11 protein-coding genes are annotated in these 22774 nt (G+C 68.6%); 7 read left to right on the top strand and 4 right to left on the bottom strand.

The annotated features are described in order from the left end of the window. Positions 1-14: 14 nt before the first annotated feature. On the bottom strand, positions 15-2279 hold the full coding sequence (gene ggpS / locus METFAM1_RS0108375; protein ID WP_019919159.1) for a glucosylglycerol-phosphate synthase: 2265 nt from the start codon (positions 2277-2279) through the stop codon (positions 15-17). A gap of 39 nt (positions 2280-2318) precedes the next feature. Next, positions 2319-3572 carry an MFS transporter gene (locus tag METFAM1_RS0108370; RefSeq protein ID WP_019919158.1) on the bottom strand — a complete coding sequence of 418 codons (1254 nt, stop codon included), beginning with the start codon at positions 3570-3572 and terminating at the stop codon, positions 2319-2321. 393 nt (positions 3573-3965) lie between these two features. Here METFAM1_RS0108370 and METFAM1_RS0108365 point away from each other — a divergent pair, with 393 nt between their 5' ends. The 6 genes from METFAM1_RS0108365 to METFAM1_RS0108340 all read left to right on the top strand — a co-directional run bounded on the left by METFAM1_RS0108365 (position 3966) and on the right by METFAM1_RS0108340 (position 17558). Next, a complete protein-coding gene (locus METFAM1_RS0108365; protein WP_232419696.1) occupies positions 3966-5183 on the top strand; it encodes an MdtA/MuxA family multidrug efflux RND transporter periplasmic adaptor subunit in 1218 nt (405 codons plus the stop codon). 10 nt (positions 5184-5193) lie between these two features. Next, positions 5194-8271, top strand: a complete 3078-nt coding sequence (locus METFAM1_RS0108360; RefSeq protein ID WP_024300581.1) for a multidrug efflux RND transporter permease subunit — start codon at positions 5194-5196, stop codon at positions 8269-8271. Beyond that, a complete protein-coding gene (locus METFAM1_RS0108355) occupies positions 8268-11366 on the top strand; it encodes a multidrug efflux RND transporter permease subunit (RefSeq protein ID WP_019919155.1) in 3099 nt (1032 codons plus the stop codon). The genes METFAM1_RS0108360 and METFAM1_RS0108355 overlap by 4 nt, the downstream gene beginning before the upstream one ends. Continuing rightward, positions 11363-12799: an efflux transporter outer membrane subunit gene (locus tag METFAM1_RS0108350; RefSeq protein ID WP_019919154.1), complete on the top strand. Its 1437-nt coding sequence runs from the start codon at positions 11363-11365 to the stop codon at positions 12797-12799. Before METFAM1_RS0108355 ends, METFAM1_RS0108350 begins: the two co-directional genes overlap by 4 nt. A 180-nt stretch (positions 12800-12979) precedes the next feature. Then, positions 12980-14608 (top strand): FecR family protein, encoded by a 1629-nt coding sequence (locus METFAM1_RS0108345; RefSeq protein WP_232419694.1) that lies wholly within the window; start codon positions 12980-12982, stop codon positions 14606-14608. Between the two features lie 58 nt (positions 14609-14666). Continuing rightward, the gene (locus tag METFAM1_RS0108340; protein WP_019919152.1) at positions 14667-17558 is read left to right on the top strand and encodes an EAL domain-containing protein; all 2892 of its coding nucleotides are present in this window, start codon (positions 14667-14669) and stop codon (positions 17556-17558) included. 22 nt (positions 17559-17580) lie between these two features. On the opposite strand, the gene METFAM1_RS0108335 is transcribed toward METFAM1_RS0108340, so the two are convergent. Both METFAM1_RS0108335 and METFAM1_RS0108330 read right to left on the bottom strand, forming a co-directional pair. Next, positions 17581-18285, bottom strand: a complete 705-nt coding sequence (locus METFAM1_RS0108335; protein WP_019919151.1) for a phasin family protein — start codon at positions 18283-18285, stop codon at positions 17581-17583. Beyond that, positions 18272-19861 (bottom strand): acyl CoA:acetate/3-ketoacid CoA transferase, encoded by a 1590-nt coding sequence (locus tag METFAM1_RS0108330; RefSeq protein WP_232419692.1) that lies wholly within the window; start codon positions 19859-19861, stop codon positions 18272-18274. Before METFAM1_RS0108330 ends, METFAM1_RS0108335 begins: the two co-directional genes overlap by 14 nt. A gap of 176 nt (positions 19862-20037) precedes the next feature. Here METFAM1_RS0108330 and clpB point away from each other — a divergent pair, with 176 nt between their 5' ends. Continuing rightward, the gene (gene clpB / locus METFAM1_RS0108325) at positions 20038-22626 is read left to right on the top strand and encodes an ATP-dependent chaperone ClpB (protein ID WP_019919149.1); all 2589 of its coding nucleotides are present in this window, start codon (positions 20038-20040) and stop codon (positions 22624-22626) included. Positions 22627-22774 lie beyond the last annotated feature (148 nt).

The raw sequence follows: 22774 nt of genomic DNA, 5'->3' as shown, positions 1-22774 counted from the left end.
TGGCTGACTGCGCCTCAGGCCGCCATTACGGTCGGCACCGAGGGTTCGCTGGCCATCTCCACCGCCGCCAGGAACTCCGCACCCCAGCGCACGATGTCGTTGTGCTGGACGATGGCGAACAGTTCGCGCAGCCGTGACTCGGCCTCGGCGCGGTGGATGTTCAGCGCGTACAGGCATTTGTCGCGCAGGTCGTTGCGGTCGTGCGGATTGGTCAGTACCGCGCCGTGCAGTTCGGCCGCGGCGCCGGCGAATTCCGACAGCACCAGCACGCCGCCACCCTGCATCAGGCCCTGGGTGGCGACGTACTCCTTGGATACGAGATTGAGTCCGTCGCGCAGCGGCGTGATCCACATGACGTCGGCGATCGCGTAGTAGGCCACCAGTTCGGCGAAGGGGATGGGCCGGAAGAAGAACTGCACCGGTGTCCAGCCGACGCGCGAGAAGCGGCCGTTGATGCGGCCGACCGCCTGTTCGATCTGCGTCTGCAGCGTGTCGTAGATGGTCATTTCGCTCGCTGCGGGCACGCATACTGCGATCAGCGTCACCTTCTGCCGCAGTTCCTCGTTCTGCTCGAGCAGCTGCTCGAAGGCGAGCAGCTTTTCCAGCGTGCCCTTGGTGTAGTCCAGCCGCTCGACCGACAGGATGACGCGCTGCCCCGACATCTCGCGGCGCAGACGGTCCATCAGGCGCGCGCTCTGCGTGTCGGCAAGAATGCGGCCGATGCGTCCGACGTCGAGGCCCACCGGATGGGCGCCGACGCCTATGCGCCGGCCATGCACCTCGATTGCCGTCGTCATCTCGTCGAGCCCGACCGCGCAGCCGTAGGTGAGGAAGCGCGGCGCGCAGTTCTTCGTTTCGAGCACGCGCAGCGGCGCCACGCCGCGTGCGACGTCGACGAAGTTCTCCGCCTGACGCGGAATGTGGAAGCCGATGTAGTCGCACTGCAGCAGGCTGCCGACGATGTCGCGCCGCCAGGGCATCACGTTGAACACGTCGGCCGACGGGAAATAGGTGTGATGGAAGAAGGCGATCTTCAGGTCGGGCCGCAGCTCGCGCAGCGCCGCCGGCACCATCCACAGGTTGTAGTCGTGCAGCCACACCGTCGCGCCGTGGGCTGCCTCGGCCGCGGTGCGCTCGGCGAACAGCCGGTTCACCTTCAGGAACACCTGCCAGTCGTCCTCGCGGAACTGCGCGCGTTCCCAGAAGGTGTGCAGGGTCGGCCAGAAGGCCTCCTTCGAGAAGCGCTTGTAGAAGATGTCCACGTCCTGCGTCGACAGTTCGACGCGGGCGCAGCGCAGACCGGGGTACTGCGCGCGATCGACCGTGGTGTGTGTCTCGAAACGGGCCTCGCCGGCATGCGCGCTCGACCAGGCGATCCACGAGCCCTGGCGGCCGTCGGCGAAGAAGCTCAGCAGGGTGGGGATGATGCCGTTCGGCGAGCGGTGCGGCTGGCGCAGGATGGTGCCGTCGTCGTCGATCACTTCCTCGTAGGGCAGGCGGTGATAGACGATGACCAGTTCGGACTTGCCGCAGGGGGCGGTGGTGTCGCTGCCGGGCGGCAGCAGCAGCGCGCGGTCGACGAAGCGGAAGAAGTCGAGTGCTTCGAGGATGCCGGCGCAGCCGACGCGGCGCGAATGCAGCACGCGCGTGCGGTCGGCGGTGGCGGCCAGCAGCGCCGCTTCCGATTCGCCGACGCAGACGCCGCGGAAGCCCTGTTCGAACATTGACAGGTCGTTCAGCGTATCGCCCGCCACCAGCACCTGGTTCATGTCGATACCGAGGTCATGCACCAGGCGGCGCAGCGTGCTGCCCTTGTTCACGCCGCGCGGCAGGAAATCGAGGTAGCGGTCGGCGGAGTACAGCAGGTCGCAGTTCTGCTCCTTGGCGATGCGGTACAGCTCGTCGGTCACCGCGTCGCTGTCGCAGAAATAGGAGCAGCGTCGCTGCTGCGGCACTTCCTGTCGCTGCAGGCCGGGAATGCCCTGCAGCGCTTCGCTCACCGCGCGCTCGCCTGGCCACAGCGCATCGATGTCGGCCTGCAGCGGCTGCACAGCCTGTCGGGTGCGTCCATCGACCACGGTGGCGCCGACGTCGGCAATGACGTAGTGCGGCACGGGGATGGCTGCATCGGACAGGATGGGCAGCACGGCTTCGAGACCGCGGCCGGTGACGAACACCAGCGTGATGTCCGGATCGTTGCTGATCAGTTGATAGAGCTGCTGGCGCGCGTCGGTGTCGCCGGCGAGAAAGGTGCCGTCCAGATCGGTGGCAATGAGCATGTCGTACTCCCTGTTGCAAGGTTGAAGGTCGGGTGAAGGTCAGCGGGTCTCCGTGGTCGGTGTTTCGGTGTCGGGGCGGGCGGTACCCGCCAGTTCGAAGGCGGTCGATGTCGTGCGCACCATGGGCAGGAAGCGCGTCTGCAGCGCGATCTGCGCCGGCACCCGGCGCAGCAGCGACGAGGTGAGCAAGGCGAGCACGCCCTGGGTCAGCGCGAACCACATCGGCAGCGCGTCAGGACCGAGAGCGGCCATCGCCAGACCCGCGGCCAGCGGGCCGAGTGCGGCGCCTATGCCGTGCACCAGCAGCAGTCCGCTGCTGCCAGCCAGCACTTCGTGCGGATCGAGCCGGTCGATCAGGCGCGCCATCGCCATCGGGTAGAGCGCGAAGGCGAAGCCGCCGTAGAGCAGGCCGGCGGTGGCCGTCGCGTCGGCGCCGAAGGGCAGCGCGAACATCGGCAGCAGCGCCAGCAGTGCCGCGGCGAAGGCCACCAGCGTGATCACGCGGCCGCGGTCATGGCGGTCGGACAGCAGGCCCAGCGGCCACTGGAACAGCGCACCGCCGACGATGGTTGCGCTCATGAAGGCGGCCACACCGGACGTACCCAGCCCGCTGCGGTCGGCCCATACCGCGCCCAGACCCCAGAAGGCGCCCATCGCGAGACCGGAGGCGAAGGCGGCGTCGAAGGCGATCGGTGCCTTGCGGTACAGGCTACGCAGCGCCGGCGCCGCCGCATTGTCGATCTGCGGCTGGCTCAGTCGTGTCGCCGCCACCGGCATCACCGCCGCGCACACCAGCAGCGCGGCCAGCACGAACAGCGTATGCGTGGCGGCGTCGCCGACGTGCAGCAGTTGCTGGGCCAGCGCCAGCGCGCCCAGATTCACGCCCATATAGGTGGCGAACACGCGCGCCCGTTGCGCCGGCGCGGCCTGGCTGTTGAGCCAGCTTTCGACGATGGCGTACAGCCCGACCATGGCAATGCCGGTGATCAGGCGCACCGGCGCCCATACCCAGGGCGACACCCACATTTCGTGCAGCAACACGCTGCAGGCCACCGCCGAGGTGAAGAAGGCGAATGCGCGCACGTGGCCGACGCGGCGGATCAATGCGGGTGCGACGCGGGTGCCGATCAGGAAACCGGCGAAGAACAGCGATCCGAGCAGCCCCATGAAGGGACTGCCGTATCCTTCTATGCCGCCGCGCACGGCGAGCAGCGTGGTGAGCAGGCCGCTGCCGAGCAGCAGCAGGGCGACGCCGCCGAGCAGGGCGGCGAGCGGTGCAAGATGGACGAACAAGGCTTCGACTCCGCTTGTATGGAGGGGAAGCGACCGGACGCTGGGTGATGCGGGGCGGCGGGCGACGGTGCCCGCCTGTCACGAAAGGCCGCGCTGAAGAAGTACTGGCACTGGCTGCTTGGGAGCCCACGAGGATAGCCGCGGGGCGATCGCAGGTCTGTAGGAACTCGCCGACCGGTCGCACGCTCCACTCACCCGCAGTCGCAGCTTTGCCGTCGCCGTTTACACTGCATTCACCTGCCGGCGGCTCAGGCAGCGTTTCGATTAACAGGCACCCACAATAATGATCGGGTCTCGACCGTCGGTCGTACCCAACAACGCCCTTCCATCCCGATGACCACACACGGACACGATGCCGCTCCGGCCACGCGCAAGCCGCGCTGGCCCTGGATCATGATGCTGCTTCTGCTGGCCGGCCTGACCGCCGGCTGGTTCTACGCCAACGAACGCACCAAGCCGGCCGACGGCGAGGGCGGACCCCCCGGTATGCGGGCCGGTGGCCCGCCGGGCGGTCCTCCGGGTGGTGCACGCCGCTTCGGTGGTGAGACGCGGGTCGGCAGCGCCCAGGCGCAGCGCACCGATCTGCCGGTGCATCTGGCGGCGCTGGGCACGGTGACGCCGATCGAAAGCGTGGTGGTGCGCAGCCGGGTCGAGGGCGAACTGCAGTCGCTGCATTTCACCGAAGGTCAGCGGGTGAAGAAGGGTGACCTGCTGGCGCAGATCGATCCGCGCGCATTCCAGGTCGAACTGGCGCAGGGCGAAGCGGCGAAGGCGCGCAATGCGGCGCTGCTGGCCAACGCGAAGGAAGATCTGGCGCGCTACGAAACACTGCTGGCGCAGGATTCAATCGCGGCCCAGCAGGTGACCAACCAGCGCTCGCTGGTGCGCCAGTACGAAGCGGCCGTGCTGGCCGACGACGCCACCATCGCCAGCGCCCGGCTGTCGCTGCAGTACGCGCGCATCACCGCGCCGATCAGCGGCCGCGTCGGCCTGCGCCTCGCTACGCCGGGCAATATCGTGCGCAGCTCCGACGCCGATGGCCTGCTCACCATCACGCAGGACGCGCCGATCTCGGTCGTGTTCGCGCTGCCCGAGCCGCAGCTGGTCGCGGTGCGTAACGCCATCGCGCGCGGTGGCCTGCCGGTCGAGGCGCGCGACCGCGACAACCGCACCGTGCTGGCTACCGGCACGCTGCGCATCCTGGACAACCAGATCGACGTTGCCACCGGCACGGTAAAGGCCAAGGCGATGTTCGATAACCGCGACGGCGCACTGTTTCCGAACCAGTTCGTCAACGTGAAGCTGCGCGTCGACACCATCGCCGACGCCATTGTGGTGCCGGTGTCGGCGATCCAGCGCGGCGCCAGCGGTACCTTCGTCTATGTCGTCGACGCGGAGATGAAGGCGGTCATGCGGCCAGTGAAGACCGGCGTGCTCGAAGGCGAACTGCAGCAGGTGACAGAAGGCCTGCAGCCGGGTGAGCGCGTGGTGACCGACGGCGTGGACCGTCTGCGCGAGGGTGACAAGGTGAAGCTCGACGACACCCCGTCCACGCCGCGCGCCGGCAATGGCGGCGCACCGGGCCGACGCGGCCCGCCGCCAGCGCAGTGAAGCGGCATCGATGAATCCGTCCCGCCTGTTCATCCTGCGGCCGGTGGCCACCTCGCTGCTGATGGTGGCGCTGCTGGTCGCCGGCTTTCTTGCCTACCGCCTGCTGCCGGTGTCGGCGCTGCCCCAGGTCGACTATCCGACCATGCAGGTGGTCACCTTCTATCCGGGCGCCAGTCCGGAACTGACCACCTCGCTGATCACCGCGCCGCTGGAGCGCCAGTTCGGCCAGATGCCCGGCCTGGTGCAGATGAATTCGCTCAGTTCGGCCGGCGCTTCGGTGGTGACGCTGCGCTTCGGTCTCGATATCTCGCTCGACACCGCGCAGCAGGAAGTGCAGGCGGCGATCAACGCCGCGAGCACGCTGTTGCCCAACGAACTGCCGGCGCCGCCGATCTACAGCAAGGTGAATCCGGCCGACGCGCCGGTCATGACGCTGGCGGTCAGTTCGAAGGCGGTGCCGCTGCACCTGCTCGAAGAGGCGGTGAGCAACCGGCTGGCGCAGAAGATTTCGCAGCAGTCGGGCGTCGGCCTGGTCAGCATTTCCGGCGGCCAGCGGCGCGCCGTGCGGGTGCGCGTCAATCCGTCGGCGGTCGCTTCCTACGGCCTGAGCCTCGAACAGCTGCGCGCCGCGGTGGTGGCCACCAGTTCCAACCAGGCCAAGGGCAGTTTCGACGGCCCGACCCGCGCCACCACGCTGGACGCCAACGACCAGCTGCGCTCGGCCGACGAATACCGGCGCAGCGTGATCGCGTGGAAGAACGGCGCGCCGATCCGGCTGCAGGATGTGGCCGAGGTGGTCGACGGGCCGGAGAACCGGCTGCTCGCCGCCTGGGCCAACGAAACGCCGTCGCTCATCCTGAACATCCAGCGCCAGCCCGGTGCCAACGTGATCGACGTGGTCAGCCGCATCAATGCGCTGCTGCCCGAGCTGCAGGCTTCGCTGCCGGACGCGGTCGACGTGCAGGTGCTGACCGACCGCACCGAATCGATACGCACCTCGGTGCGCGACGTGCAGATCGAACTGGTGATGGCGGTGCTGCTGGTGGTCGCCGTCATCTTCGTGTTCCTGCGCAACGCGCGCGCCACCGTCATTCCGGCGATTGCGGTTCCGCTGTCGCTGATCGGCAGCTTCGCCATCATGTATCTCGCCGGCTTCTCGGTGAACAACCTGACGCTGATGGCGATGGTGATCGCCGCCGGCTTCGTCGTCGATGACGCCATCGTGATGACCGAGAACATCGCCCGTCACCTTGAGATGGGCAAGGGCGCGATGCAGGCCGCGCTCGACGGCGCGAAGGAGATCGGCTTCACCATCATTTCGCTGACCGTGTCGCTGGTGGCAGTGCTGATCCCGCTGCTGTTCATGCAGGATGTGGTCGGCCGGCTGTTCCGCGAATTCGCGCTGACGCTCACCATCGCCATCCTGCTGTCGGCCGTGGTGTCGCTGACGCTGACGCCGATGATGGCCGGGCGGCTGCTGAAGGCCGAGGGCGAACACGCGCACGAGGGCTGGTACGCCCGCCTGCTGGCCGGCTATTCACGCACGCTGCGCTGGGTGCTCGACCACCAGCCGCTCACGCTGGTCGCGGCGATCGCCACCTTCGTGCTGACTGCGCTGCTCTACCTGGCGGTGCCCAAGGGCTTCTTCCCGGTGCAGGACACCGGGCTGATACAGGGCATGTCGGAAGCCGAACCGACCATTTCCTTCGCCGCGATGAGCGCGCGCCAGCAGGCGCTGGCCGAGGTCATCCTGCGCGACCCGGATGTCGACAGCGTCAGTTCCTTCATCGGTGTTGATGGCCAGAACCCGACGCTGAACACTGGCCGCATGCAGATCAGGTTGAAGCCGCTGGCCGAGCGCAGCGACCGCGCGCCGGAGATTGCGCGCCGACTCGAAGCGGCGGCGCGCGAGGTGCCGGGCGTCGCGCTTTACCTGCAGCCGGTGCAGGACCTGACGATAGAGGACCGCGTCAGCCGTGCGCAGTATCCCTTCGTCGTGCAGGCCACCAATCACGAAGATCTGCTGGAGTGGGTGCCCAGGCTGGCGGCGGCGCTGCAGCAGTCGGACCGGCTCACCCAGGTCACCACCGATCTGGCCACCGGCGGCCTGCAGGCCTACGTCGACATCGATCGCGCCGCCGCTGCCCGTGTCGGCGTCACCGTCGCCGACATCGACGCGGCGCTGTACAACGCCTTCGGCCAGCGCCTGATCTCGACCATCTTCACTCAGTCCAGCCAGTACCGCGTGGTGCTCGACGTGCAGCCTCAGTTCCAGATCGGCCCGGAGGCCATTTCACAGCTGCACGTGATGTCGGCCGACGGACTGCAGGTGCCACTGGGCACGCTGGTGCGCGTCGAAGAGCGTCCGACGCGGCTGGCCATGGGCCGCCAGGGCCAGTTCCCCGCCGCCACGCTGTCGTTCAACCTGCCGGATGGCGTGTCGCTCGGCGAGGCGGTGGACGCGGTCGAATCGGTGCGCGCGCAGCTGGGCATGCCGGCGACGATGACGCTGAGGTGGGAAGGCGCGGCCGAGGCCTTCCGCGCCTCGCTCAGCGACACACTGTGGCTCATCCTGGCGGCGGTGGTGACCATGTACATCGTGCTCGGCGTGCTGTACGAGAGCTACGTCCATCCGCTGACCATCCTGAGCACGCTGCCGTCGGCCGCCATCGGCGCGCTGCTGGCGCTGCTGCTGGCCGGTCACGCGCTCGACATGATCGCGGTGATCGGCATCATCCTGCTGATCGGCATCGTCAAGAAGAACGCCATCATGATGATCGACTTCGCGCTCGAAGCCGAACGCAACGAAGGCATGGCGCCGCGCGATGCGATCTTCCAGGCCTGCCTGCTGCGCCTGCGCCCCATCCTGATGACCACCGCTGCGGCCTTGCTCGGCGCGCTGCCGCTGGTGTTCGGCGGCGGCATGGGTTCCGAGCTGCGCTTTCCGCTGGGCCTCACCATGGTGGGCGGCCTGCTGGTGAGCCAGGTGCTGACGCTGTACACGACGCCGGTCATCTACCTGGCTTTCGGCCGGCTGTTCAAGTTGCGCCACACGGCTATCGACGCGACGGAGGGCGGTCGCGCATGAGCGCCTGGGCACTGCCCATCCGCCGTCCGGTCGGCACCGTGCTGCTGACCGCGGCGATTGCGCTGGCTGGCGCGCTGGCCTTCCGGCTGCTGCCGGTGTCGGCGCTGCCGCAGGTCGACTTCCCGACCATATCGGTCAGCGCCGCGCTGCCCGGAGCCAGCCCCGAGGTGATGGCGGCGACCGTGGCGACGCCGCTGGAGCGCACGCTGGGCCGCATCGCTGGCGTCACCGAGATGACGTCCAGCAGTTCGCAGGGCAATACGCGGGTGACGCTGCAGTTCGACCTCGACCGCGACGTCGAGGGCGCGGCGCGCGACGTGCAGGCGGCGATCAACGCCGCGCGCGCCAGCCTGCCGACCAGCCTGCCGTCCAACCCCAGCTATCGCAAGGTGAATCCGGCCGACGCGCCCATCATGATCCTGGCGATCACGTCGGATACGGTGCCCATTCCGCGGCTGTACGACGTGGCCTCGACGGTGCTGGCGCAGAAGCTGGCGCAGATTCCGGGGGTGGGCGAAGTGACCGTCGGCGGCGGCGCGCTGCCGGCCATCCGCGTGCAGGTCAATCCGGAAGCGCTGCACCAGAGCGGCCTGACGCTGGCCGACGTGCGCAACCGCATCACCGAATCGAACGTGAACCGGCCCAAGGGCTTCGTCGAGAACGGCGAGCGCTACTGGCAGATCGAGGCGAACGACCAGGCGCGCCGCGCCGAGGACTACGTGCCGCTCATCCTGCGCCACACCTCGGGCGCGGTGCTGCGTCTGGGCGACGTGGCACGGGTCGAGGATTCGGTGCAGGACGTGCGCAACCTCGGCCTGACCAACGGCAAGCCGACGGTGCTGCTGGTGCTGACCAAGCGGCCGGGCAGCAACGTGATCGAAACGGTCGAGCGGGTGCGCGAACTGCTGCCCGAGCTGGGTGCCAGCCTGCCGGCGGCGGCGCGCATGGAAGTGGCGATGGACAGTTCCGTCACCATACGCAGCGCTTTGCACGAGGTGGAGATCGCGCTGGTCATTTCGATCGCGCTGGTCATCCTGGTGGTGTTCCTGTTCCTGCGCAACGCGCGGGCGACGCTGATTCCGGCGGTCGTGGTGCCGGTGTCGCTGGCCGGCAGTTTCGCCGTCATGTACCTGCTCGGCTTCAGCCTGAACAATCTGTCGCTGATGGCGCTGACCATCGCCACTGGTTTCGTTGTCGACGACGCGGTGGTGGTGATCGAGAACATCGCCCGCCACATCGAGCGCGGGCTCAAACCCTTCGAGGCGGCGGTGGCCGGCGTGCGCGAAGTCGGCTTCACCGTGGTGGCGATCAGCCTGTCGCTGGTCGCGGTGTTCATCCCCATCCTGCTGATGGGTGGCGTGGTCGGCCGGCTGTTCCGAGAGTTCGCGCTGACGATGTCGGTCGCGGTGCTGGTGTCCATGGTGGTTTCGCTGACCGCGGCGCCGATGCTGGCGGCGCGCCTGCTGCGGCACAGACCGGTCGAGCAGGAAGCGCGCTGGCAGCGCGCCCTCGGCCGCGTATTCGACGATCTGCAGATCGCCTACGCGCACAGCCTGGACTGGGCGCTGCGCCACACGCGCATCGTCATGCTCATCTTCCTCGGCGCCATCGCGCTTAACTTCTGGCTGTTTTCCATCGTGCCCAAGGGCTTCTTCCCGAACCAGGACACCGGCCGGCTGTTCGGCAGCCTGCGCGCCGACCAGAGCACGTCCTACCAGGCGATGACGAAAAAGATGGCGCAGGCGGTAGATGCGATCAGGAGCGACCCGGCGGTGGACAACGTGAGCGCCTTCACCGGCGGCGGCCGCGGCGGTGGCGCCAACAACGCGAGCTTCTTCGTCAATCTGAAGCCGCTGAAGGAGCGCGGTGCGTCGGCCGAGCAGGTGATCGGCCGGCTGCGTGGCAAGCTGGCGCGCATCGAAGGCGTGCAGCTCTTCCTGGTGGCGGCGCAGGACCTGCGCGTCGGCGGCCTGCGCTCGTCCTCGCAGTACCAGTTCACGCTGACCGCCGACAGCCTGCGCGCGCTGCGCGAGTGGGTGCCCAAGGTGCGTGATGCGATGCGCGATCTGCCACAGCTGGTCGATGTCGGCACCGACCAGGAAGACCGCGCCTCGCAGACGCGGTTGGTCTATGACCGCGACACGCTGGCCCGTCTCGGCCTGACGCCGGGCATCGTCAATCAGGAGCTCTACGACGGCTTCGGCCAGCGTCAGGTGAGCACGCTGTACGAACCGCTGAACCAGTACAAGGTGGTGCTCGAAGTCGCACCCGAACGCGCGCAGGATCTGTCGGCGCTGGATTCGGTGCGCGTCGCCACCGCCGACGGCGGGCTGGCGCCGCTGGACAGTTTCGCGCGGGTCGAGCAGGGCGTCATGCCGCTGTCCATCGCCCACCTCGACGGTCGCGTGTCCACCACCGTGTCCTTCGGCACCGCCGAAGGCGTCACGCTGGCGCAGGCGATGGACGCGGTGCGCGCGGCGATGGCCGACATCGGCGTGCCGGCCAGCATCAACGCCGGCTTCCAGGGCTCGGCGCGCGCCTTCCAGCAGTCGCTGGACAACCAGCCGCTGCTGATACTGGGCGCCATCGTCGCGGTCTATCTGGTGCTGGGCATCCTGTACGAAAGCCTGATCCACCCGCTCACCATCCTGTCCACGCTGCCGTCGGCCGGCATCGGCGCCATCCTCGCGCTGATGGCCTTCAACATCGAGTTCGGTCTGATCGCGGTGATCGGCGTGCTGCTACTGATTGGCATCGTCAAGAAGAACGCCATCATGATGATCGACTTCGCGCTCGACGCCGAACGCACGCGTGGCCTGGAGCCGCGGGCGGCGATCCGCGAGGCCTGCCTGCTGCGCCTGCGCCCCATCCTGATGACCACACTGGCCGCCATGGTCGGTGCGCTGCCGCTGGCCATCGGCTTCGGCGAAGGTTCGGAACTGCGCCAGCCGCTGGGCATCGCGGTGGTCGGCGGCCTGGTGGTGAGCCAGCTGCTGACGCTGTACACGACGCCGGTCACCTATCTCTATCTCGAACGCTTCAGCCGCTTCTGCGGCCGCCTCATCGCGCGCACGCCGCGCCCGGTCTCGCCATGAACAAGATACTGCCGCTTCTTCTGGCCGCGCTGTTCGCCGGCTGCACCACGATAGGCCCGGACCACCAGCGGCCGGCCTTCGACCTGCCGCAGGACTACCGCGCCGCCGACGGCTGGAAGCCGGCCGAGCCGGCCGACCACCTGCCGCGCGGCGACTGGTGGCGGGCCTATGGCGACCCGGTGCTCGATGACCTGATCGCCCGCGCCGACCGCGCCAACCAGGACCTGCGCGTGGCGCTCGGCAACTACCGTCAGGCACGCGCCGCCGCGCAGCAGGCGCGGGCCGGCTTCCTGCCGGAGGTCGGGCTCAGCGCCTCGGCGCAGCGCAGCCGCAGCGCGGCGATTCAGGGGCGCTCGGCCAACCAGTCGAACACCACTCAGCTTGGCCTCGACGCCAGCTGGGAAGCCGACCTGTGGGGCCGCATCGGCCGCGAGGTCGAAGCCGCCGGCGCCGAACTGCAGGGCAGCGCCGCCGATCTCGCGTCGGTGCGCCTGTCGCTGCAGGCCGAACTGGTGCAGAACTACTTCCAGCTGCGTGCCGCCGACAGCCAGCGCGCGCTGTATGCGCGCACCGTCGCCGCTTACGAGAAGGCGCTGGAAGTGGCGCGCAACCGTGTTGCCGCCGGTGTCGCCACGCGCGGCGACGAAGCGAGCGCGCTGGCCCAGCTGCGCGCCGCGCAGGCGCAGGCGGTCGATCTCGACCTGACGCGCACCCAGCTCGCCAACGCGATCGCGGTGCTGGTCGGCGAGGCGGCGTCCAGCTTCTCGCTGGCCGAAGCGGACTGGCAGGGCGCGCCGCCGGAAACTCCGGTCGGCCTGCCGTCGACCCTGCTCGAACGCCGGCCCGACATCGCCGCCGCCGAGCGCCGCGTCGCCGCCGCCAATGCGCGCATCGGCGTCGCGCAGGCGGCGTGGTTTCCGTCGCTGACGCTGAACGCCTCGACCGGCTACGCCGGCAACAACTTCGCGCAGTGGTTCAACGCGTCCAATCTGGTGTGGTCCTTCGGCCTGTCGCTGGCGCAGGCGGTGTACGACGGCGGCCGGCGCGACGCGCAGATCGAATCCGCCCGCGGTGCGCACGAAGTGACCGTGGCCCAGTACCGGCAGACCGTGCTTGGTGCGCTGCAGGAGGTCGAGGACAACCTGTCGGCGCTGCGCCTGCTCGCGGACGAAGCCGCACTGCGCGAACAGGCGCTCGCCGCTGCGCGCGAAGCCGAGACGCTGGCGCTGAACCGCTATCGCGCCGGCACCGCCAGCTACACCGAAGTCGTCACCGCCCAGACGGCGGCGCTGGACAACGAACGCAGCCTGATGCAGCTGCGCGGCCGGCAGTTTTCGGCCAGCGCGCTGCTGAACAAGGCGGTGGGGGGCGGGTGGGAGCCTTCAGCCGTCGTCGGCATTGCGGGCGACCAGCCGTCCGCAAACAGCCGCTGAGCCTCCGCCAGGCCCGGCTTGCGGGCGGTCGCCGGCCTGCTTTCGCCACCGACGAAACAGGTGCATGCTGAGGCGCATGTCCGGGCTGTCACCGGAACAGGTTCACGCGACGTCGCAGATGAAAGTGAAATGCATAGCGTGTGCGCATAGAATCCGGAAATTGCCTTTCGGGAGAATGCGTTGCTGTCTCACCCTCTCGCCTTTTCCTTGCGTCTTGCACTCGTTTCGGGTGGCGTACTGCTTTGCGGCGCGCCGGCGCTTGCCGCCGATTTCGCCTACGAGGTGCGCCCGGGCGACAACCCCTGGAATCTGACCCAGCGCTACCTGAAGGATATTTCCTACTGGCCGCGCATCCAGCAATACAACCGGATCAGCGAGCCGCGCCGGATGGTGCCGGGCAGCCGGCTGCTGATTCCCGAACAGTGGCTGCGCCTGCAGACGCGCGAAGTGCGCATCGATGCGGTGCGCGGCGACGTGACCATCGCCGTTGCCGACGGCCGCACCCGCCCGGCTCAGGCCGGCGACAAACTGGAGCCGGGTTCGCGGCTGGTGACCGGCGAGGCGGGCAGCGTGGCGCTGGCCTTCGCCGACGGCAGCCGCGTCCAGCTGCGTCCGCGCAGCGAACTGGGCGTGCAGCGGTCGGCCGATTTCGCCGCTGGCGCGGGGTCCTGGGTCCGGCTGGAACTGCTGCGCGGTTCGGTCGACAGTCTGGTGGCGCCGCGCAGCGGGCCGGCCGGTCGCTTCGAAATCCAGACGCCGGCGGCGGTGGCCGCGGTGCGCGGCACGCAGTTCCGCGTCCATGCCGACGCCGTCAGTGCGCGCAGCGAAGTGCTCGAAGGCCGGGTCGCTTTCGGTAACGAGGCCGGCAGCCAGGCGCTCGACGCCGGGCAGGGTGCGTCGGCGCAGGCCGGCCGGGCGGTGACGCCGCCGCGCGCGCTGCTGCCGGCGCCCGTTGGGCAGCCGCTGTTCGCCGACCGCCTGCCGATCAATCTGCCGTTCCCGCCAGTCGACGCCGCCCGTGCCTACCGTGTGCAGGTGACGGCCGACGGCCGTTTCGACACCGTCGTGTCCGACCGCACCGGCGATCGTCCGGCTGTCGTCGCGGCGGATCTTCCAGACGGTGACTACCATGTGCGCGTGCGCGGCATCGACGCCGACGGCTTCGAGGGGCGCGATGGCGAGTGGACGCTCAAAGTGGATGCACGGCCCGAGCCACCGGTGCTGGTCGAACCGGTACCCGAGGCACGGGTCAGCGACGAAAGGCCGCAGTTGCGCTGGAGTCGCGCCCGCCCCGACGAAAGCTGGCGCCTGCAGATCGCCGACAATCCGCGTTTCGACGCGCCGCGCATTGATCGCAGCGATCTGAGCGAACCGCTCTATCGCCCGGACGATGCGCTGCCGCCGGGCATCTATCACTGGCGCATCGCCAGCCGGAACCCGGACGAGGGTGTCGGTCCGTTCAGCGACGCGCAGACCTTCCGCCGGCCGCCGCCCGGCCCGGCGATGGAGCCGCCGCAGGCCGGGCCGGACGGGTTGGCCCTGCGCTGGCGCGACGCTGGCGAAGGCATGCGTTACCAGATCCAGATCGCCCGCAGCGAGGACTTCGCCGCGCCCGCCGTCGATGCGCAGACTGACAGCCCGTCCTGGCTCTTGCGTGACGCGCAGCCCGGCACCTGGTACTTGCGCGTGCGCAGCCTCGCGGCCGACGGCTTCGAGGGCGACTGGGCGCCGACACAGGCGATCACGGTGCCGGAGCCTGAGCCGGCCTTCCGCGTCTGGTGGCTGTTGCCGCTGCTGCTGCTGATCTGAGCCCACCGATCATGACCGTGCTCCGCGTACCCCGCCCCGAACCCGAAGGCGTTTTCGCATGAGCACGGTACGTCGGCTGCTCTCGGCACTGGGCGACCGCTACCGCCTGCCCTGGCTGCTCTCGCTGCTGGTGATCGCTGCGCTGTACGCGAAGACGCCGCTGTCGGTAGCCCGGCTCGACCTGCTGCTGCATGACTTGCTGAGCGTCGAGTTGCTGGCAGGGCCGCCGAGCGGCGGCAGCGTCGACACCCAGGCGCCCATCGTGATTGCGATCGACGACGCCAGCCTGGCGGCGCGCGGACCCTGGCCGTGGCCGCGCGAACGCCATGCCGAACTGGTGGACCGGCTGTCGAGCGCCGGCGTGTCCGGCATCGGCTACGCGGTCATGTTCGCCGAGCCGTCTGCCGACGATCGGGGCGATGCGGCGCTGATCGACGCGGTGCAGCGTGCCGGTAACGTCGTGCTGCCGGTGGCGCCGGTGGCGTCGGCCGGTGGCGGTGTCGGCACGCTGCAGCCCTGGCCGGCGCTGGCCGATGCGGCGGCACGGCTGGCGCACGTCGATGTCGAGGTCGACGCCGACGCGCTGTCGCGCCGGCTTTACCTCGAAGCGGGGGCGGGCAGTCCGCAATGGCCGGCGCTGGCCTGGGCGCTGATCGACGTATCGCGCAAGTCGCGGCCGCTGTCCGGCATCGGTGGTCGGCGTGGCGCGGCGGAACCGGCGGCGGGGTCGTGGGTGCGCGATCACGAGGTCATCGTGCTGCCCGGTGGCGCCTGGCCGGTTGCCCACCTGTCGGCCACCGACGTGCTGGCCGGCGCGGTATCGCCCAATCTGCTGCGCGGGCGCAGCGTGCTGGTTGGCGTCACCTATACCGGTTCGGGCAGTGCGCTGGCCACGCCGGCATCGGCACTGGCGGCGCCGATGCCGGCCGTCGACTTTCATGCGCGCGCCTACTCGGCGCTGCGCAACGACCGCTACTCGACCCAGCTCGCATCGGTATGGAGCCTGCCCGCGGCGTTGTGCGTACTCGCCATGCTGTGGCTGCGCCGCCCGCATGCACGGTTGCGCGACATGGTGCTGGTGGCTGGCGCGCTGACCGTGCCGCTGCTCATCAGCGTCGTGCTGCTCGCGGTCGCGCGGATATGGCTGGCGCCGGCCGCGGTGATGATAGGCCTGACTGCCGGCGCGCTGGTATGGGTGTCTATCCGCACCGTCGATCTGGCGCAGCGCCTGAAGCAGGCCAACGCGCGGGCACACGCGACGCTGTATGCGATTTCCGACGCCGTGCTGCAGTTCGACGGTGCGCTGCGGCTGCGCTACCTGAATCGCAAGGCGGAGGAGCTGTGCGCCTGTCGGCTGGCCGAGGTGCGCGATCGGGGCATAGAGGGGCTGCCCGCCATCGAGGGCGCGCTGCGCGACCTGCTGCAGGATCTTTTGCGCCGTTGTCGCGACGAGGCGCGGGCGCAGGTGATGCCCGGCCACGTGTTGATGCCGGCCGGGCGCTTCGGCCCGGCGCGGGCGCTGCGCCCGGGCGCCAGCCCGCTGTTCGGCATGACGGGGCGGGTCGATGGCGTGGTGCTGGTGCTGAACGACGTCAGCGATACCGTGGCAGCGGCCGACAAGCTGGCACATCAGGCGACGCACGACGCGTTGACCGGCCTGCCCAACCGCGTGCTGCTGCGCGACCGCCTGCGGCAGGCGCTGGCGCAGCGCGACGCCGGCATGGTGGCGGTGCTGTTCGTCGATCTCGACCGTTTCAAGCGCATCAACGACAGCCTTGGCCACCAGCAGGGCGACAAGGTGCTCACCACGCTGGCCAGCCGCCTGCGCACCGTCTGCCGCGTCGGCGACACGGTGGCGCGCTGGGGCGGCGACGAATTCATGATCATCCTGCAGGGGCTGGCCGACCGCGACGCGGTGGCGCGGGTGGCCGCCAAGGTGATGCAGGCGGTCGGTCAGACCATCACGCTGGACGACGTCGACTTCCGCTTCTCGTGCAGCATCGGCATCGCCATCGCGCACGAAGACAGCGACGACGCCGACGTGCTGTTCGCGATGGCCGATACCGCGATGTACCGCAGCAAGTCGCAGTCCGGTGCGGCCATCCACTTCTACGCGCACGACATGAGCGCCGGCACGCGCGACTGGATCGAACTGGAATCAGACCTGCGCCATGGCCTCGACGAGGGGCGCTTCGAAGTGCATTACCAGCCGCAGTACGAGCTGGCGAGCGGCAGGCTGGCCGCCTTCGAGGCGCTGCTGCGCTTCCGTCGCCGCGATGGACAGCTGCTGTCGCCCGGTGACTTCATCGCGGTGGCCGAGGAGTCTGGCCTGATCGAGGGCATAGGCGAGTGGGTGCTGCTGCAGGTGACGCAGCAGATCGCCGACTGGTCGAAGCAGGGGCTGGCGGTGGTGCCGGTGGCGGTCAATGTGTCGGCGCGCCAGTGCCTCGGGCGCTCGCTGGTCCGGCGGGTCGAGAATGCGTTGCGCCAGTCGCGCATCGCACCGTCGCTGCTGCGGCTGGAACTGACCGAAAGCACCGCGATGGGCGACGTCGACCACGTCGCCACCTTGCTGGCAGACATCCGCGCACTGGGCGTGCACCTGTCGGTGGACGACTTCGGCACCGGCTATTCGTCGCTGTCCTATCTGAAGCGCTTCCCGATCGACGAACTGAAGGTGGACCGTTCCTTCGTGCGCGATCTGGTGGGCGATGCCGACGACGCGGCCATCGTGCGCGCGACCATCGCGCTGGCGCACGGCTTGGGCATGCGCGTCGTGGCCGAAGGCGTCGAGAACGTCGAACAGCTGAACATGCTGGCCGCCCAGCAGTGCGATCTGGTGCAGGGCTATCTGTTCTCGCAGCCGGTACCCGCCGACCTGGTGGTCAGCGAGGGCTTGCTCGGCGCCCCCGAGGGGCAGGGGCGCACGCTGCGGCTGATCCGCTCCTGAGGCGCGGATCAGCGAGCGCCGTTCAGGCGGACGGCTTCTTGCTGCGCGAGGCCGCTGGTTTGGCAGCGCTTTTTGCGGCGGGCTTGGCGGCCGGTTTTGCTGCGGGTTTAGCCGCCGCCTTCGGTGCAGCCGTCTTCGCAGCGGTCTTCGGTGCTGCTGCCTTCGGGGCGCTTGCCGGTTTGGCGGCCGGAGCCGCAGCAGCTGCCGCTGCGGCGGCAGCGGGTGCCTTGGCGGCCTGGCTGGCAGCGGTGCCGAACTGCTGGAAGGCGGTGCGCGCGACCGTGCTGATCTGTTCGAAGGCCTGACGTGCCTTGTCCATCGCGTCCTGCATGGTGCCCATCGACTGCTGGCTGCTGATCGGCATGCCCGCCAGCATCTTGCGCAGGCTGTCCATCAGGTCGGAGCCGCCGCTGTTCAACTGTTCCCCGACCAGGCGGCCGAATTCAGCCTGGGTTTCGGCGGTGATTTCAGCGATCTGCCGCGCGCAGCCGAGCATCTTCTCGGTGGTGTTGCGCGCCAGCTTGGCGCGCAGTTCGACCTGTGCAGCCGGCTCGCGCGTTTCCGTCACGGCGCGCGCGTTGTTGACGCTTTCCTCGAACAGAGCGCGGGCGGTATCCACCTGCAACTGCATGATGCGCTGCGAATTGTCCATCGACAGCTGCGCCAGACGCATGGCCGCCTCGATGTTCTTCTTCTGCAGTTCCGACATCTGTTCAGTTTTGTTCATCGCGAGACTCCTCGGTGGGGGAAACAGGATTGTGCCGCCAGAGATCGGACAGTGCCATGACACGGTCGGCAAAAATGGCGGGATGCATGGTGCGCAGCGCCGGTGACAGGCGGGGCGTGAAGTCCATGTGGGCGAGCACGTCGCGCGCCGGGTCGACGCCGGGCGCGACCTCGATCAGTTCGATGCCCTCGTCGGCCAGCCGGAACACGGCGCGCTCGGTCACGTAGAGCACCTGCTGCCCGCGCCGGCGCGCTTCGCGGCCGCTGAAGGTACGGTGCTCCACCGCCTGCACGAACTTGCGGCTGTTGCCCTCGGCGGCGATGACGAGCGCGCCGTCGCGCACCGCGATGTCGGCAGCGCCGGCGGTGAAGCTGCCGACGAATACCAGCCGGCGCGCGTTCTGTGAAATGTTGATGAAGCCGCCGGCGCCGGCCAGCCGGTGACCGAAGCGCGATACGTTCACATTGCCTTCGGCGTCGGTCTGCGCCATGCCGAGGAAGGCGACATCCAACCCGCCGCCATCGTAGAAATCGAACTGGTAGGGCTGGTCGATCACCGCCTGGGTGTTCACCGCGGCGCCGAAGTCGAGGCCGCCGGCCGGTATGCCGCCGATCACGCCGGGCTCGGCGGTCAGCGTGACGGCGTCGATCAGGCCCTCTTCGGCCACCACCGAAGCGACGCCTTCCGGCATGCCGATGCCCAGATTGACCACATTGCCCGGCTGCAGCTCGAAGGCGGCGCGGCGGGCGATCACCTTGCGGATGTCCAGCGCCATCGCCGGCAGCGCGTCGGCCGCCAGCCGCGCCTCGCCGGAATAGGCCGGGTTGTAGGCGGTGGCGAAGGTCTGGTGGTGGTGGTCCGGCGGCGACACGACGACGCAATCGACCAGCACGCCCGGCACCTTGACCTGGCGCGGGTTCAGTTCGCCGCGTCCGACGGTGCGCTCGACCTGCACGATGACCAGACCGCCGCTGTTGTGCGCCGCCATCGCCACCGCCAGCGCCTCCTGCGTCAGCGCCTCGCGTTCCATCGTCACGTTGCCATCCGGGTCGGCGGTGGTGCCGCGCACGAGGGCGACGTGGATCGGGAAGGCCTTGTAGAAGAGGAAATCGTCGCCGTCGATCTGCATGCGCCGCACCAGATCGGTGGTGGTGGCCGCGTTGATCTTGCCGCCGCCGTGCAGCGGATCGACGAAGGTGTCCAGCCCGACTCGCGTGAGCTGGCCCGGCCGGTGCGCGGCGATGTCGCGGAACAACTGCGAGATCACGCCCTGCGGCAGGTTCCAGGCCTCGATCTGATTCGTCACCGCCAGCGCCTGCAGCCGCGGCACCAGGCCCCAATGGCCGCCGATCACGCGCTTCACCAGCCCGGCGTGACCGAAGTGGTTGAGACCGCGATGCTTGCCATCGCCCTGGCCGGCGGCGTAGACCAGGGTGAGGTCGCGCGGCGCGCCGCTGTCAATGAAGCGCTGTTCGACCGCGATGGCGAGGTGTTCGGCGAAGCCGATGCCGACGAAGCCGGTGGTGGCCAGCGTGGCGCCGTCCGGGATGCGCGCCACGGCTTCGGCTGCGCTCATGATCTTGCTGCGGGTGTGCGGCATGTGGGACGACTCGGGCATCGGAAGCTTGTGGCGTGCGATGACGTCACTTTACCGGACGTCGAGGCCGTATTTGACCCGCATCAAGCGTTTGCCGGTTGAAAAGCGGATCGTTCGCCCCAGATAGCGTCCAGACAAAGTTCACGGAGGCGTTCATGCGTTTCGACAAGCTCACCACCAAGTTCCAGCAGGCGCTGGCCGATGCCCAGAGTCTGGCGGTCGGCCGCGACCATCAGTACATCGAGCCCGCCCACCTGATGCTGGCGCTGCTCAACCAGGACGACGGCGCCACTGCGTCGCTGCTGCAACGCGCCGGCGTCAATGTCGCGCCGCTCAAGAAGGCAGTCGAGGACGCGCTGTCGCGCATCGCCACCGTCGAGGGCCACGGCGGCGAGGTGCAGATCGGTCGCGATCTGACCAATCTGCTCAATGTCGCCGACCGCGAGGCGCAGAAGCGCGGCGACCAGTTCATCGCTTCCGAGATGTTCCTGCTCGCCGCCACCGCCGACAAGGGCGACCTGGGCCGGCTGCTGAAGCAGGCCGGGCTGGAGCGCGCCGCGCTGGAAAAGGCGGTGGAACAGGTGCGCGGCGGTTCGTCGGTCGGTTCGGCCGAAGCCGAGGGCGCGCGTGAGGCGCTGAAGAAGTACTGCATCGACCTGACCGAGCGCGCCGCCGCCGGCAAGCTCGATCCGGTGATCGGTCGCGACGACGAAATCCGTCGCGCCATCCAGATCCTGCAGCGGCGCACCAAGAACAACCCGGTGCTGATCGGCGAACCGGGCGTCGGCAAGACTGCCATCGTCGAAGGGCTGGCGCAGCGCATCGTCAATGACGAGGTGCCGGAAACGCTGAAGGGCAAGCGCGTGCTTGTGCTCGACATGGCCGGCCTGCTGGCCGGTGCCAAGTACCGCGGCGAATTCGAGGAGCGGCTGAAGAGCGTGCTGAACGAGGTGGCCAAGGACGAAGGCCGCATCATCCTGTTCATCGACGAAATCCACACCATGGTCGGTGCCGGCAAGGCCGAGGGCGCGATCGACGCCGGCAATATGCTGAAGCCGGCGCTCGCCCGCGGCGAACTGCACTGCATCGGCGCCACCACGCTGGACGAATACCGCAAGTACATCGAGAAGGACGCCGCGCTGGAGCGCCGCTTCCAGAAGGTGCTGGTGGACGAGCCTTCGGTGGAGGCGACCATCGCCATCCTGCGCGGCCTGCAGGAGAAGTACGAACTGCACCACGGCGTCGACATCACCGACCCGGCCATCGTCGCCGCGGCCGAGTTGAGCCACCGCTACATCACCGATCGCTTCCTGCCGGACAAGGCGATCGACCTGATCGACGAGGCGGCCGCGCGTATCAAGATGGAAATCGACTCCAAGCCGGAGTCGATGGACAAGCTCGACCGCCGGCTCATCCAGTTGAAGATCGAGCGCGAGGCGGTGAAGAAGGAGAAGGACGAGGCGTCGATCCGCCGGCTCGGCCTGATCGAGGAAGAGATCGCCAAGCTGCAGAAGGAATACTCCGACCTCGAAGAAATCTGGAAGGCCGAGAAGGCGCAGGTTGTCGGCAGCGCGCACATCAAGGAAGAGATCGAGAAGGTGCGCGTGCAGATGGCCGACCTGCAGAGGAAGGGCCAGTTCGACAAGCTGGCCGAGCTGCAGTACGGCAAGCTGCCGCAGCTCGAAGCCCAGCTCAAGCAGGCCGAGAAAGGCAGCGGCGACGTGAAGCCGCAGAACAAGTTGCTGCGCACCGAAGTCGGCGCCGAGGAAATCGCCGAGGTGGTGTCGCGCGCGACCGGCATTCCGGTCAGCAAGATGATGCAGGGCGAGCGCGACAAGCTGCTGAAGATGGAAGACCGTCTGCACCAGCGCGTGATCGGTCAGGACGAGGCGGTGCGTCTGGTGTCCGACGCGATCCGTCGCTCGCGCGCCGGTCTCAGCGACGAGAACCGCCCCTACGGCAGCTTCCTCTTCCTCGGCCCGACCGGTGTCGGCAAGACCGAACTGTGCAAGACGCTGGCCGAATTCCTGTTCGATTCGGAAGAGCACCTGATCCGCATCGACATGAGTGAATTCATGGAGAAGCACTCGGTGAGCCGCCTGATCGGCGCCCCCCCGGGCTATGTCGGTTACGACGAAGGCGGCTATCTGACCGAGGCGGTGCGGCGCAAGCCCTACAGCGTCATCCTGTTCGACGAGGTCGAGAAGGCGCACCCGGACGTGTTCAACGTGCTGCTGCAGGTGCTGGACGACGGTCGCATGACCGACGGCCAGGGCCGCACGGTGGATTTCAAGAACACGGTCATCGTGATGACCTCCAACCTCGGCAGCCAGATGATCCAGCAGATGGCCGGCTCCGATTACGGCGTGGTGAAGCTGGCGGTGATGAGCGAGGTGAAGACCTTCTTCCGGCCGGAATTCATCAACCGGATCGACGAGGTGGTGGTGTTCCACGCGTTGGACGAACGCAATATCCAGAGCATCGCGAAGATACAGCTCGCCTATCTGGAAAAGCGTCTGGCCAAGCTGGACATGGGCCTGCAGGTGTCGGACGCGGCGCTGGCCGAACTCGGCAAGGCGGGCTTCGACCCGGTGTTCGGCGCACGGCCGCTGAAGCGCGCGATCCAGGAGCACATCGAGAACCCGCTGTCGAAGAAGATCCTCGACGGCAGCTTCGGGCCGAAGGACGTGATCGTGGTCGATGCCGACGCGGCGGGTCACTTCAGCTTCCACAAACCGAGCTGAGCGTGGGCGCTTGATGTATCCATGGGAGGGGCCTGCGGCCGCTCCCATGGAACCCAAGCGATATTCGCGGCGCAGGCGGCCGGGACAGCGGGAAGCGTATGCGGCGATAATCCGCTGTTACTTCCTGCAAGCCCTCACCCGTGACCAC

The organism is Methyloversatilis discipulorum (assembly GCF_000527135.1).
In the GTDB taxonomy this organism is placed as follows: Bacteria; Pseudomonadota; Gammaproteobacteria; order Burkholderiales; family Rhodocyclaceae; genus Methyloversatilis; species Methyloversatilis discipulorum.
The sequence above is the reverse complement of the archived record's forward strand: the minus strand, read 5'-3'. Positions and strand labels throughout refer to the sequence as shown.

What these genes read in the sequence shown, in the direction of transcription:
- METFAM1_RS0108365 (WP_232419696.1), top strand. Translation starts at nt 3,966, where the DNA reads ATGATGCTGCTTCTGCTGGCCGGCCTGACCGCCGGCTGGTTCTACGCC.
- clpB (WP_019919149.1), top strand. Translation starts at nt 20,038, where the DNA reads ATGCGTTTCGACAAGCTCACCACCAAGTTCCAGCAGGCGCTGGCCGAT.
- METFAM1_RS0108355 (WP_019919155.1), top strand. Translation starts at nt 8,268, where the DNA reads ATGAGCGCCTGGGCACTGCCCATCCGCCGTCCGGTCGGCACCGTGCTG.
- METFAM1_RS0108360 (WP_024300581.1), top strand. Translation starts at nt 5,194, where the DNA reads ATGAATCCGTCCCGCCTGTTCATCCTGCGGCCGGTGGCCACCTCGCTG.
- ggpS (WP_019919159.1), bottom strand. Translation starts at nt 2,279, where the DNA reads ATGCTCATTGCCACCGATCTGGACGGCACCTTTCTCGCCGGCGACACC.
- METFAM1_RS0108335 (WP_019919151.1), bottom strand. Translation starts at nt 18,285, where the DNA reads ATGAACAAAACTGAACAGATGTCGGAACTGCAGAAGAAGAACATCGAG.
- METFAM1_RS0108340 (WP_019919152.1), top strand. Translation starts at nt 14,667, where the DNA reads ATGAGCACGGTACGTCGGCTGCTCTCGGCACTGGGCGACCGCTACCGC.
- METFAM1_RS0108350 (WP_019919154.1), top strand. Translation starts at nt 11,363, where the DNA reads ATGAACAAGATACTGCCGCTTCTTCTGGCCGCGCTGTTCGCCGGCTGC.
- METFAM1_RS0108330 (WP_232419692.1), bottom strand. Translation starts at nt 19,861, where the DNA reads ATGAGCGCAGCCGAAGCCGTGGCGCGCATCCCGGACGGCGCCACGCTG.